The sequence below is a fragment of the Streptomyces sp. NPDC001599 genome (assembly GCF_042893535.1).
Classification (GTDB): Bacteria; Actinomycetota; Actinomycetes; order Streptomycetales; family Streptomycetaceae; genus Streptomyces.
Genome location: NZ_JBIAVA010000008.1, coordinates 174,123 through 186,725 on the forward strand (window position 1 = coordinate 174,123; position 12,603 = coordinate 186,725).

A 12,603-nucleotide genomic window follows, 5' to 3' on the forward strand; every position below is an offset into this window, starting at 1 on the left:
CGTGCGCAGCCTCCTCGGGGGCGCGGCGGCCGGTCAGCCGTACATCGCCACGCGGTGGAAGGCGGCGAGCGCGTCGTCGATGGGATGGGGCTGCGGCCTGCCCGCCGAGTCGAGGGCGTTCCACCTCTGGAGGTTCACCGCGACGGCCGTGCGACGCCTGCCGTCGGCGCTGATCACGGCCAGGGTCCCGGCACCCCAGGCGGTGCCGCCGTGGCCCCAGAAGGTGACCTGGCCGGGCGCTTCCAGCGGGTGCAGGCCGAGGCCGTACGGGATCGTCCGCCCCTCCTGGGAGACGACCGGCACGGTACGCCGCATCTGCGCCAGCGACGACGGGCTCACGATCTCGCCGGCCAGCAGCATCCCGAAGAAGCGGTTGAGGTCCGAGACGGTCGATATCAGTGACGCCGACGGCCCCACCCACGACATGTCGTACACGCTGTAGTCGCGCGGCGGGTCGATCATGCCGAACCAGGACTCGTAGAGGCGCGAGTGCGGCTCGCCCACGTACGGTCCGGTGGGCAGCTCGGTGTCCCGGAGCCCGGCGCGCTCGATGACGTTCCGGGTGATGCAGCGCTCGGCGCTGGTGCCGGTCACCTGTTCCAGGAGCTTGCCCAGGAGCAGGTAGTTGGTGTTCGAGTACAGGCCCGGAGTGCCGCCCGGGGGGCCGACGGCGGGTGCGGCGAGGCCGAGTGCGATCAGTTCGTCGGGGTCGAACCGGGTGAACCGGTGCTCGTCCAGGCTCTGGGGTCCGGTGTCCGCGAGGGCGGGGAACGCCTTGAGGGACGAGTAGGCGTGCGGCAGGTACTCGGCGAGACCGCTGGTGTGGTTCAGCAGCATGCGGACCGTGACGCTCTCGCCGCGGCCGTCGGGAAGGAGGCCCGGGAGGTACCGGCCGATCGGCGCGTCGAGAGCGATCCGTCCCTGCTCGACCTGTTGCAGGACCGCGGCGGCGGTGAAGGTCTTCGTGATGCTGCCGACCCGGTGGCGCATGTCGGGGGTGACCGGGCGGCCGGTGGCGACATCCGCGACCCCGGCGGCGCCCCGCCAGACCTGGTCGCCGTCCCGCACCTCGGCGAACAGGCCCGGCATCCCGGCGCGGTGGACGTTCTCGACGGCTGCGCCCAGTACCTCGGGATCCAGCGAGTCACTCATGGCAGGTGTCCTTTCCCCGGCTCTTCGGTGGTCTTCGGCATGCTCTTGAACCCATTATGCACGCGGCGCGTGCAGCATGCGCGCAACACCAAGTGCAAAGAGGGAGCGAAGAAGAATCCGGTGCGGCCCGCCGCCGCGCATGCCCGGCGCCGCCCCGGGTAGGACGTTCCGGTACAAGGCGTAACGCAGGGGCCCGAAGAGCGAGGAGTGTCGGACGTGATTCGAAAGCTGCAGGCGGTCGCGCTGGACTGCGCGGATCCCGCACGGCTCGCGTCGTTCTACGCGGAGCTGCTCGGCGGGCGGGTGGTCGCGGATCCGGACGACTCCGACTGGCTCGAGGTGCACGGCTTCGAGGGGACGCCGCTGGCCTTCCAGCGGGTGGACGGCTACCGCCCGCCCGAATGGCCCGGCCAGGACCGTCCCCAGCAGCTCCATCTGGACTTCGACGTCGACGACCTCGAAGGCGAGGAGAAGCGGGCGCTCGCACTCGGCGCGACCGTCCTGGAGCGGACCGACCAGCTCCGCCCGGGTGCCAACTGGCGCGTCTACGCGGACCCGGCCGGCCATCCGTTCTGCCTCTGCCTCCACTGAGTGCACCGGGCACCGGGCACCGGGCGTCCTGCCGCGACGAGCTTCCGCGCAGACGGCGTCCGTTCAGTTCTCCTCGGCCGCCGCGGCCAGGATCCGGGCCAGCTCGACCGGCTTGGTGATCATGGGCCAGTGGCCCGAGTCGATGTCCGCGAAGTCGACGTGCTTGGCCCGGGCGAGTTCCGGAACGTCGCCCGCGCTGATCATCTGCCGCGCCTGCGCGGGCGTGAACTCGGGGCACACGACCACGACCGGCACGTCGTACCGGCGCTCGTCGGACAACCGCACCACGCCCCGGGCCACGGCCTCGGGCACCGGGATCGCGGCCGCCGCCAGCTCACGCCGCGCCGCCTCGTCGAGGTCGGCGGCATCGGGCCCCTGGAAGGGCTCCCAGCCCGGAAAGGGCATCGCGCCGTCCCTGACCTCGAAGAAGTCCGCGTACGGCTGACCGTCGGAGGTCGGGATGCCGCCGATGAGCGCGACCTTGGCCAGCCGCCCCGGCCGCCGGTCGGCCGCCAGCCAGGCCAGTGCGCAGGCCGCGGAATGCCCCACGACCATGGCACTGCCGGGCGCCGCGTCCACCGCGGCCAGTACCGCGGCCACCTGATCGTCGAGCGTGGCGGCCGCCGCGCCGTCTCCCTGTCCCGGGAGCGTGAGCGGCACCGGACGGTGGCCGAGCGACTCCAGCGTGGACGCGACGCGCTCCCACACGGATCCGTCCAGCCACAGGCCGCCGATGAGCACGATGTCCATGAGCTGTTCCCTTCGTCTGCGTGACTTCACCGTAGGAGGAGATCCGGACGTTCCACTGCCGGTTTCCTCACCGCGCCCACTCCTGGCGTCCGCGGCGCGGACTAGCCTGCTTCCGTGCCCAACGACCCCGGTCCCACCGCGCGAGCGCTGCGAGCCCTGGAGATCCTCCGGACCCGCCCCACCACGACGGCCGACGAACTCGCCGTACGGCTGGGCGTGACGGAGCGAGCGGCGCGCCGGTACGTCGGGATCCTCAAAGAGGCGGGCATCCCCGTGGAGTCGGCCCGGGGACCGCACGGCGGATACCGGCTGGGACGCGGGACGAGGCTGCCGCCCGTGCACTTCACCCAGGCCGAGGCACTCGGCCTGGTCATGGCGGCGCTCGGCGGCCGGCCTGCCGTGGCCGACGCCGACGACCTCGTCGGTACCGCCCTGGGCAAGGTCGTCAAGGCGCTGCCGGAGAGCGTCGGCCGGCAGGCGGCACTGCTGCGGGAGTACGCGGCCGCCGCCCCCGACCCGTACGCGGCCCACCCGGATCCGGCCGTCACCAGCGCGCTCGTCGACGCCGTCGCGCACCGGCGCCGCGTGCTGCTCGCCTACCGCAGCGAGGCCGGCAACGCATGGGAGGAGGAGGCGGACCCCTGGTCCCTCGTCGTCCGCCACGGGCGCTGGTACCTGCTGTGCCACTCCCACCGCGCGGACGCCGTCCGCACCTACCGGGTCGACCGGATCGGCGAGGTCCGCAGCACCGGCCACGGATTCGACGCGCCGGTGGACTTCGACCCGGTGGCGGTGCTGGAGGAGAACCTGGGCACGGGATGGCGGTTCGACACCCGCGTGGTCTTCGACGCCCCGCCCGCCGAGGTCGCCCCCTGGATCCGCCCGCCCATGGGACGGCTCGAACCCCTGGGAGACGGCTGCGTCCTGGTCGGCAGCACCCGCAACCCGGACATGTACGCGCAGGAGTGGCTCGCGAGGGTGCCCTTCGCCTTCCGCGTGGAGGGCGGTAAGGAACTGCGTGCCGCTGCCACCGCCCTCGCGGAGCGTTTCACCGCGGCGGTGACGGACCACGACTCAAAGACGTGACCGGGGGCGGCGAAACCGAGTCGCGCTCGTCGAACCGCGGGAACAAGCATCCACGGTCCCCCTGCCCGCAGGTGTGACACCGCTGCCGGGCATCCGCGATCATGACCCGGATGGACACTCGTTTCGTTGGCATACCCGAGGTGGTCGAGGCTCCGTCCGTGGCGGTCGTCGTCGACGTGATGCGCGCGTTCACCGTGGCCGCCTGGGCCTTCGCCCAAGGGGCGGAGAAGATCGTTCTCGCCGAGTCGCTGGACGAAGCCCTGGCCCTCAAGGAGCGCGACCCGGACCGGGTGGCGCTCAGGGACGGGCCGCTCACGCCCGGTTTCGACCTGGTCAACTCGCCGGGCCTGCTGCGCTCCGCCGACCTCGCTGGACGGACCGTCGTGCAGAAGACCACGGCGGGGACCGTCGGCGCCCTCGCGGTCAAGGACGCGGCGCTGGTGCTGTGCGCCGGTTTCGTGGTCGCGGAGGCGACGGCCCGGGTGCTGCGGACACGCGCCGCCGAGCACGTCACGTTCGTGGTCACCGGCGAGGACGGCCGGGCCGACGAAGACCTGGCGTGTGCCCAGTACATCGCGCGCCGGGCCACCGGGAACGGTGCGGACGCCGCCGGGTTCCTCCGCCGTGCCGCCGCGTCGCGCGCCGCCACCGAGCTGGCCCAGGGTGTGCGTCGGGGCGTCCATCCCGATGACGTCGCCCTCTGCCTCGAACTCGACCGGTTTCCCTTCGCCATGGTCGCGGCTCCGGAGGACTCGCTCATGGTCCTGCGTCCCTACGACGCGCCCCGGTCGTGAGACTCAGGAGGCGCGGATCGCGGAGATGTCGAACTGCAGGCGGACCTTCTCGCTCACCATGCTGCCGCCCGCCTCGAGCCGCTGGTTGTAGACCAGACCCCAGTCCCGGCGGTCGATGGTGGTGGTCCCGTCGAAACCCGCCCGCTCGTAGCCGAACGGATCCACGACGGAGCCGAGGTAGTCCAGTTGGAGCTCGACGGGGCGGGTCGTGTCCCGGATGGTGAGGTCGCCCGTCATACGGAAGCTCCCCGCGGACTCCTGGGCGGTGGAGGTGGAGCGGAAGGTCATCTCGGGGTGGCGCCGCGCGTCGAAGAAGTCCTTGCCGACGAGGTGGGCGTCCCGTTGTTCCACGCCGGTGTCGACGCTGGCCACGCGGATGACGAGGTCGGCCCGGGACTCGCAGGGGCGGTCTCCGTCGAAGTGGAGCGTGCTGTCGTAGTCGGTGAACGCCCCGCGGACCGTGGTGACCATGGCGTGCCGCACGGAGAATCCGATCCGGCTGTGCGGGCGGTCGATGGTCCATCGCCCGGTCAGGGCGCGAAGGGCCGGGTCGAGCGTGGCGGCCGCGGTCGCGGACCGCGCGGCGAACGGGGCCGGCCCGGCGGCCGACGGCTGCTCGGCGGTGGCGGTGGCGGTCTGGCGACGGCTGAAGATACCCATGAGTCGGCCCTTTCGAATGCGATCACTTCGTGTTACCACGAAGTCGATCAATGGCCCACGGCAAGATGGGTGACCTCGTCCGGGTTCCATGACCCCGACCGCAAAGCTGCACGGCTTGGACACGCGGCCCCTCGCTCGTGCACACGGCAGGCCCAAGGGCCTGTCCTAGCGGAGCCGCCCCAGCGCCTCCCTCAGCCGACGGGCGTCCCGCAGCCGTTGCTCATAAGTGGCGCCGAGGACCAGCAGTACGAGACCGGCCAGGGCGGGAGGGGCCCAGCGGGGGAGCGCGCCGACGACCTGGGTGAGGTACGGGGCCAGTTCGTGCAGCGCCACCAGCGCGAGCACACCCGGGCCGAGGACCAGTGGCGCCTGGAGCCGGTGCCGGGCGCCCGCCAGCGTCACCGCGAGCGCGGCGACGCCGAGCGCCAGCGGACGCAGCCAGTGCTGGTCGTCCCAGGCGGCGAGCAGACTCGGCACCAGGGTGACGGCCAGCCCGGAGCCGTACGCAGTCCACGACGACACCGCGGCATCACGGCGCCGCCGCAGAAGTCCGACGACCAACACCGGTCCGGTCACCGGCAGGGTGTAGGCCTCCGGAGCGGCGACGTCCCACGCCGCCAGGCGCACCCAGGCGGCCAGCAGGAACAGCGCGGCCGCCGCCCAGCCGGACACCCGCCGCTCCGGGCGCAGCGCGGTGGCTGCCGCGACGGCACCGCAGAGGGAGAGCACCAGGGCCAGCATCGGCGGCTCCGGCGCGGCGAGCGCGAGTGCGAGCAGCCCCGCGGCCGCACCGGCCACCTCGACCGGTACGGTGGCGCGCGACCCGCCCGTCCGCGACGCGATCAGGGCGGCGACGGCGGGTACGACGAGGACCAGCAGCGCCGTGTGGTGCGGCTGCCGGCCCGTGGACGCCCCGATCGCGCAGGCCAGGGCAGTGGCGTGGCAGAGGGCGGCGGGCGCGGTGAAGGGCGCGGCTCCCGGGCGGCGGCCGACGGCACCGAACAGGACCGTCAGCGTCACGAGTACGGCGATCGTCGCGGGCTCGGAGGCCAGCGCGACGAGGGCGAGAGCGACCGAGGTGACGAGCGCCAGCAGGAGGGCCGTCAGGGCCGGCGGCGACAGCCGCTGGTCGGCGCGGCCGGTCCGCACCGCGAGGCCCAGGGCCGCCGCGACCACGACCGCATGTGACACCAGACCGGCAGCGTAGGGCAGTTGGAGCACCACCGGGAGGACTAGGACGGCCGCCCAGCCGAGGACCAGCGCCACCACCGTGACCGCCGGGCGCCGAGCCGTGCGGCGCCCGGCCACCACCAGCACCGCGGCCACCACGGCGAGGACCAGCGGCGCGGTGCCCGCGTACGGCGGCCTGGGCAGGCCCGCGAACACGGCGTCCCGGAAATCCTGCGGCGTACCGGACCAGGGCCGCGCACCCCGGACCGCCGGACCGAGGAGGCACCCGGCGACCAGGGGGAGCGTCCACAGCACCGCGAAGCCCTGAACCGCCGCCGAAGCGCGCACCAACCCCTGACGCAAAGGCTGGTGAAGGGGCGTTCGCTCCGCCGCCAGCAGGGCGATCGCGCAGGCCAGGCACCCCGGCACCGTCCACTCGCCGGGCACCGTCACCCGCAGCGCCCCACCGGCCCCGGCGACCAGGCACAGACCCGCCGTGAGGGCGGCGCCCATGGAGATCTCCGGACGGGGAACGAAGCGGCCGGCCACCAGCGCGAGCACCGCCGCCACGACCAGGAGCGCCGCCGCCCGAGCCGCCGGGCCCGGGCCGGACGCGCTCCAGCACAGCCACCCGGCCGACAGCACACCGGCGGCGCCCGTGCCCAGTGCGCCGGTGACGGCGACGATCCGCACCGGCAGCGGTGCGGCACGCAGCGCGACAGCGGTGCCGCCCGCGGCGGTCGCCAGCGACACCGCCGTGAGCGTGTACGGACCCGCTCCGACGGCGACCGCCCACAGGAGCGGGGGAAGATGGGCGGTCGCCACGGCGAGCGGGAGGGGATGCCGGAGGCTGAGGCGCACGCCGTACACGGCCCACAGCGCCGCCAGGACGGCGGAAACGGCGGCCGTGTACCCGACGCCGTCCGTCTCCGTGAACGCCACCTCGTGGAGCGCGTAGGCGTCGAGAACGGTCAGGGCGGTCCCGAGAGCGGCCACCGCCTCGGCCGTCGACCTCAGCCCGCGCCGCAGCAACGCCACCGGCGCACCGAGCGCCCCCACGGTCAGCGCACCGAGCACCAGAGCGCGTCCCGCGATCCCCAGGTGACCCCAGCTGACGAGGGTGAACGCGATCGCCGCGATCGTCAGCAGTACGCCACCGAGCACCAGCAGCACGTTCTGCACACCGGGCGCGGTGGCCTCCGGACGGCGTGCGGCGGCACCGGCGTCGGGGGGCGGTCCCCCGGGCGCGGCCCCGGGACCGAGGGCGGACTGCCGGGCGGCGGTCGCCCGCAGCGTGTGGACCAGCCACGCACGGCGCCGCAGCAGGGCGGCGCGGCGCAGGTCGAGTTGCCGCAGCTCGGCGTCCAGGAACCGCAGCTCCTCGGCCGGGGGCGGAAGGTTCGTCATGCCTCGGAGTGTGGTCCTCGCCACGTGCCGGGACATGAGCGCGCGTACTCAGCTCGTACTCAGGGACGCGGCGCTGCGGTGGGGGTCAGAACTCGATCCGCAGAACCGCCCAGACGGTGTTGCCCCCGGTGCGGCCGGACCGGGCCGTCCCCCACGAGTCGGCGAGCTGCTGCACGATCAACAGCCCCCGGCCGCTCTCGTCCTGGGGGCCGGAGCCGCAACCGGCCGGACTGGCCGAGGTGCGCCCGTCGTCGTGCATCTCGATCCGCAGCTGCTTGTGCGGGGTCAGCGACAGGCCGCACAGCATGCGGTCGCTGCCCGAGTGCATCACGGCGTTGGTCGCCAGTTCCGAGACGAGCAGCACCGCGTCGGTGCACACGTCGCCCGGAAGCCGCCAGGTGCGAAGCTGCCGGCGGACCGTGTCCCGCGCCGTCCGCACGCTGACCCGGAGCGAGGGAAGGTCGAACCAGTGTTCCAGGTCGGGGCGCGCCGGTGGTAACAGTCCGGGTGAAGGGCTCGTGTGGGGGGTCACGGTGATCGCCTTCCAGTGAGGACGGGCGCGATGCTCACGACCGCAACTATGCTCGCCGTCGAGTTCAGCCTGCAACCGAATCCCTGATAATTTCAGAAAGACCCGTTCAGTCTGGTGTCGTCACCAAGTCGCTGTCACAATGGCGTCGGTGACAGCCCATCAGGAGGTGGGGGCGTGAGTGAAGCTCGGACCGGCGCGGGCACCAGCGCCCCGACGGTGCTGCGCATGATCCTGGGGCGTCGGCTCCACGACATGCGGCAGGGCGCGGGTGCCTCACTGGCCGACGCCGCCAAGGCGCTGCGGGTGACGCCCCTGACGATCCGCCGGCTGGAGAAGGCCGAAGTCGCCCTCAAACCCCTGTACGTCGAAAAGCTCCTGCAGACCTACGGCACCGGACAGCAGGAGATAGACGAGTTCGTCGCGCTCGCCGAGCAGGCCAACAAACCGGGCTGGTGGCACGCCTACCGCGACGTGCTGCCCAACTGGTTCACCGCGTACGTCAGTCTGGAGACCGGCGCCGGCACGCTGCGCACCTACGAACCCCACTACGTCACGGGGCTGCTCCAGACCCCCGCCTACGCCCGCGGCGTCCTGGGCGGAGGCTTTCCGAACGGCTCCGACGAGGAGTTGGAACGCCGCGTCGGCCTGCGGCTGCGCCGGCAGAGTCTGCTGGAGCGGGAGAACGCGCCCACCCTCTGGGTGGTCATGGAGGAAGCGGTCCTGCACCGGGTCGTCGGCGGTCCCGAAGTCATGCGCGAGCAGATCGACCGGCTTCTGGAGGCGTCCGAGCTGGAGCACGTCAGCATCGACATCCTGCCCTTCGCCGTCGGCGCCCACGTCGGGGCCTGCGCCCCCTTCACCTACTTCCGGTTCGAGGAGCCGGAGCTGCCGGACGTCGTCTACAGCGAGATCCTCTCCGCGTCGATGTACCTGGACGAACGGGCCGACGTCGTCGCGCACCTGGAGGCGCACAACCGGATGTCGCTGCTCACCTCGACCCGGGACAGCACGGCACTCCTGAACCGCATGCGCAAGGAGTACTCATGAGCACCACCGACGCGTCCGTCTACAACGGGATGCCCGCCGGCGAACTCGGCGAAAGCGGCTGGGAACGCCCGTGGAGCGGCCCCAACGGCGGCCAGTGCGTGGAGACCAAGCAACTCGCCGACGGACGCATCGCCGTGCGTCAGTCGACGGACCCGGCCGGCCCCGCACTCATCTACACACGCGAGGAGATCGGCGCGTTCGTCCGAGGAGTCAAGCAGGGCATGGCCGACCACCTGACGGCCGGCCGCAGGAAGGGAACAGCATGAGCAGCACCCGGGCCGCGCGGGGCCTCGACACCAGCAGGCCGCACTCGGCCCGCATGTACGACTTCTACCTCGGCGGCAAGGACCACTTCCCGGTCGACAAGCAGGCCGCCGAAGCGGTCGCCGAGGCCTACCCGGGCATCTTCACCTGTGCCCGGGAGAACCGCGCCTTCATGCACCGTGCCACTCGGGTACTGGCACAGGAGCACGGCATCCGGCAGTGGCTGGACATCGGCACGGGCATCCCCACCGAGCCGAACGTGCACCAGGTGGCACAGTCCGTAGTCCCCGAGGCCCGGGTGGTCTACGCCGACAACGACCCGCTCGTCCTGAAGTACGCCGAGCGCCTCATGCGCAGCACCCCGCAGGGCCGCACCACCTACATCGAGGCCGACGTCAACGACCCCGACGCCCTGCTGAACGCACCCGAACTGGCCGAGGTGCTGGACCTCTCCCGGCCGGTCGCCCTGTCGCTGAACGCGCTGATGCACTTCATCACCGACGCCCGCGACCCGTACGGCATCGTCGACCGGCTGATGGCAGCCCTCCCGGCGGGCAGCGCGCTCGCGCTGAGCCACTGCACGCCCGACTTCGACCCGCCCACCTGGGAGAAGGTCACCGACATCTACACCGGCGCGGGCACACCGGTGCAGTTCCGCTCGCAGAAGGACGTCGCCCGCTTCTTCGACGGGCTGGACCTCCTCACCCCCGGCGTCACCGTCGGTCACCGCTGGCGACCTGACCTGCCCGCCGCTCCCGACGCCCCCACCGACGCCCGGGTCAGCCTGTGGGCCGGGGTCGGCATCAAGCCGTAGCGCACTTGCCGGACCCCTCCGGCGGGGCGCAGGGTGGAGGGGTGAGCGGTCAGGAGGGCCCCACGCTCATCTCCTCGGTGCAGCGAGCCTTTCGCCTGATGGAAGCGGTGGGCGCCCACGAGAGCGGCGTACCGGCCAAGCAGCTGGCGCGCGAGACGGGTCTGGCCCTGGGCACCACCTACCACCTGCTGCGCACCATGGTCCACGACGGTTACGTGCGCAAACTCGAGGACGGCACGTTCGTCCTGGGGGAGAGGCTGGGCGCGCTGCACGCGGGAAGCCGCGACCAGACGGCGCTCAGCAGGGTCCGTCCCACGCTCACCGAACTGCGGGACGACCTGTCGGCCGCGGCGTACCTCACCCTCTACGAGGAGGGCGAGATCCGGATCGCGGAGATCGTGGACGGCCCCAAGGCGCCCCGGGTGGATCTCTGGGTGGGCTTCGAGGACGCGGGACACGCCACGGCGCTGGGCAAGAGCGTGCTGCGCGAGCTGGACGCCGACGCCCGCGCCGATTACCTGTCCCGCCACGCGATGAACGATCTCACCCCGCGCACCATCACCTACCGCGCCCAGCTGCTGCGGAGCCTGGACGCCTCCCCGCGGGGCCCGGCCGTGACCGACCTGGGGGAGTACCGTCTGGGCACCGCGTGCGTCGCGGTCCCCGTCCGCCGGGGCGACACCATCGGATCGCTCGGCATCTCCGTGGACATCAACCGCACGGCCTGCCTCGACGACGCCGTGACGACGCTGCTCGCCACCGCGGAACGGGTGTCCCGGGGCCTCTCGCTCACCATCTGAAAACCGGGCTCTTGTGGCATCGCGGCCCCACCGCGTTTCCTGGATGAGACGGGCAAATCGGGCATGGTTGCAAGGGGAGCCGGAACGTGAGTGAGCAGGGCGTCGCAGGGCCGTACGGGCAGGTCGGCTGTCACCTGGCGAACGGCTGGACGGTCGTCCGGGCGGACGACGAGATCGACATCGCCTTCGCCCCGCAAGTCCGGGCCGAGGTGGGTCGACGCCTCGCCGAGGGCCACCGGCACTTCGTGCTGGACCTGTGCGACACGCCCTTCATCGACTCCATGGGCCTCGGCATGATCGTGGCCGTGACCAAGCTCATCCGGACCCATCACGGGTCGCTGCGGATCGCCTGTGCCGACCGGCGGCTCCTGCACGTCTTCGCGCTCGGCGGCCTGGGGGCGGTCTACTCCTTCCACGACTCCGTGGACAAGGCCGTCGCGCAGCCTCCCGGCGCGGAGGGACTGGCCGGCTGGCCGTACGTGCGCGGCTGACGCCTCCGTCACCGCTTGCCCCCGTGTTCGGGCCCGCCCGCGGCGGTTCACTTGAAACCGAAGTCGCTGCCCGGATCCTCTCCGGAAGGTGGATCATGACGGCACGGGTCGGATACCGGAGAATCTATGAAAGTCCCACGCCCCAGGACGGCACGCGAGTGCTCGTCGACCGGCTGTGGCCCCGCGGTGTCAGCAAGGAGAAGGCCGGTCTGGACGCGTGGCTGCGCGACGTCGCACCGTCGGCCGATCTGCGGCGCTGGTACCACCACGACCCACAGCGCTACGACGAGTTCCGGCGCCGCTACTTCGCCGAACTGGAGGACCCCGACCACGAGGCCGCGCTGGAGCGTCTGCGCGGCCTGGCGGCCGGGGCCAGGGTGACCCTGCTCACGGCCACCAAGGACGTGGACCACAGCGGGGCGGCCGCGCTCGCGCAGTGGCTGGGCAGGTCCTGAGGGAGCCCCCGCCCGCCGCCCTACCTCGGAGGTAATCGCCCCGCCGCGCTCGGGCCGACAGGATGGGCGAGGTCTCCGCATCGACGGGATGCGGACCAGGAGGAGGTCTGCCATGTCCGCGTCCGCGTCGACGAACACCCGCTCCGTGGTGGAGGAGCTGCTGCGCAGGATCGGCACGGGCGACCCCGAGCACATCGCCGGGCTGTACGCCGACCGGGGCGACTGGAGGCTCGACTGGCCGGAGGCCGAGCACGGTCGTCCGGCCACGCCGTGGATCCGTCACCGGTCCACCCGGGCGGACGCGGCGGCCCACTACCGGGAGCTTGCCGAGCACCACCTGCCGGAGCAGGCGGACACCGAGGTGGAGCGCATCCTCGTCGACGGGAACGACGCGGTCGTGCTCGGCGAGATCCGCCAGACCGCCCGCCCCACCGGACGCGCCTACCGCGCACGGTTCGCCCTCCACCTGACGGTCGAGAACGGTCTCGTCACCCGGCACCACGTGTACGAGGACAGCCTCGCCGTCGCCCAGGCGTTCGGGACGGACCAGGAATGAGGACTCCGCACGGCGCCCACGGGCCCGGCACCGC

At 72.6% G+C, this 12,603-nt stretch carries 15 protein-coding genes; 10 read left to right on the forward strand and 5 right to left on the reverse strand.

All coding sequences use genetic code 11. From position 1 onward, the window contains the following. Nucleotides 1-33: 33 nt before the first annotated feature. Entirely contained in the window at nt 34-1,152 is a 1,119-nt protein-coding gene (locus tag ACFYZ3_RS21570; RefSeq protein WP_388520035.1) for a serine hydrolase domain-containing protein, read from the reverse strand. 216 nt (nt 1,153-1,368) lie between these two features. Here ACFYZ3_RS21570 and ACFYZ3_RS21575 point away from each other — a divergent pair, with 216 nt between their 5' ends. Next, nucleotides 1,369-1,743, forward strand: coding sequence for a VOC family protein (locus ACFYZ3_RS21575; protein WP_388520038.1), 375 nt, complete (start codon nt 1,369-1,371; stop codon nt 1,741-1,743). Between the two features lie 63 nt (nt 1,744-1,806). Here the strand turns inward: ACFYZ3_RS21575 and ACFYZ3_RS21580 are convergent, their stop codons facing one another. Next, nucleotides 1,807-2,493 (reverse strand): alpha/beta fold hydrolase, encoded by a 687-nt coding sequence (locus tag ACFYZ3_RS21580; protein ID WP_388520041.1) that lies wholly within the window; start codon nt 2,491-2,493, stop codon nt 1,807-1,809. Nucleotides 2,494-2,607: 114 nt separating this feature from the next. Between ACFYZ3_RS21580 and ACFYZ3_RS21585 the strand changes: the two genes are divergently transcribed. Both ACFYZ3_RS21585 and ACFYZ3_RS21590 read left to right on the forward strand, forming a co-directional pair. After that, nucleotides 2,608-3,579, forward strand: coding sequence for a helix-turn-helix transcriptional regulator (locus ACFYZ3_RS21585; protein WP_388520044.1), 972 nt, complete (start codon nt 2,608-2,610; stop codon nt 3,577-3,579). A 110-nt stretch (nt 3,580-3,689) separates the two neighbouring features. Beyond that, nucleotides 3,690-4,373, forward strand: coding sequence for a 2-phosphosulfolactate phosphatase (locus ACFYZ3_RS21590; RefSeq protein WP_388520046.1), 684 nt, complete (start codon nt 3,690-3,692; stop codon nt 4,371-4,373). 3 nt (nt 4,374-4,376) lie between these two features. Here ACFYZ3_RS21590 and ACFYZ3_RS21595 read toward each other — a convergent pair whose 3' ends face one another. The 3 genes from ACFYZ3_RS21595 to ACFYZ3_RS21605 form a co-directional block, all read right to left on the reverse strand. Further along, nucleotides 4,377-5,033, reverse strand: a complete 657-nt coding sequence (locus ACFYZ3_RS21595; protein ID WP_388520049.1) for a YceI family protein — start codon at nt 5,031-5,033, stop codon at nt 4,377-4,379. Between the two features lie 165 nt (nt 5,034-5,198). Then, a complete protein-coding gene (locus ACFYZ3_RS21600) occupies nt 5,199-7,610 on the reverse strand; it encodes an SCO7613 C-terminal domain-containing membrane protein (protein WP_388520052.1) in 2,412 nt (803 codons plus the stop codon). 85 nt (nt 7,611-7,695) lie between these two features. Continuing rightward, nucleotides 7,696-8,217, reverse strand: coding sequence for an ATP-binding protein (locus tag ACFYZ3_RS21605; protein ID WP_388520055.1), 522 nt, complete (start codon nt 8,215-8,217; stop codon nt 7,696-7,698). Nucleotides 8,218-8,316: 99 nt separating this feature from the next. On the opposite strand from ACFYZ3_RS21605, the gene ACFYZ3_RS21610 reads away from it, so the two are divergent. From ACFYZ3_RS21610 to ACFYZ3_RS21640, 7 genes are all read left to right on the forward strand, one after another. Beyond that, a complete protein-coding gene (locus ACFYZ3_RS21610; protein ID WP_388520057.1) occupies nt 8,317-9,189 on the forward strand; it encodes a helix-turn-helix domain-containing protein in 873 nt (290 codons plus the stop codon). Further along, nucleotides 9,186-9,455 (forward strand): DUF397 domain-containing protein, encoded by a 270-nt coding sequence (locus ACFYZ3_RS21615; RefSeq protein WP_388520060.1) that lies wholly within the window; start codon nt 9,186-9,188, stop codon nt 9,453-9,455. Before ACFYZ3_RS21610 ends, ACFYZ3_RS21615 begins: the two co-directional genes overlap by 4 nt. Continuing rightward, nucleotides 9,452-10,267, forward strand: coding sequence for an SAM-dependent methyltransferase (locus ACFYZ3_RS21620; RefSeq protein WP_388520063.1), 816 nt, complete (start codon nt 9,452-9,454; stop codon nt 10,265-10,267). The genes ACFYZ3_RS21615 and ACFYZ3_RS21620 overlap by 4 nt, the downstream gene beginning before the upstream one ends. 41 nt (nt 10,268-10,308) lie before the next feature. After that, a complete protein-coding gene (locus ACFYZ3_RS21625; protein ID WP_388520066.1) occupies nt 10,309-11,067 on the forward strand; it encodes an IclR family transcriptional regulator in 759 nt (252 codons plus the stop codon). An 86-nt stretch (nt 11,068-11,153) separates the two neighbouring features. Further along, nucleotides 11,154-11,558, forward strand: a complete 405-nt coding sequence (locus ACFYZ3_RS21630; protein ID WP_388520068.1) for an STAS domain-containing protein — start codon at nt 11,154-11,156, stop codon at nt 11,556-11,558. A 95-nt stretch (nt 11,559-11,653) separates the two neighbouring features. Further along, nucleotides 11,654-12,013: a DUF488 domain-containing protein gene (locus ACFYZ3_RS21635; protein ID WP_388520070.1), complete on the forward strand. Its 360-nt coding sequence runs from the start codon at nt 11,654-11,656 to the stop codon at nt 12,011-12,013. A gap of 112 nt (nt 12,014-12,125) precedes the next feature. Further along, nucleotides 12,126-12,569, forward strand: a complete 444-nt coding sequence (locus ACFYZ3_RS21640) for a nuclear transport factor 2 family protein (protein WP_388520072.1) — start codon at nt 12,126-12,128, stop codon at nt 12,567-12,569. Nucleotides 12,570-12,603 lie beyond the last annotated feature (34 nt).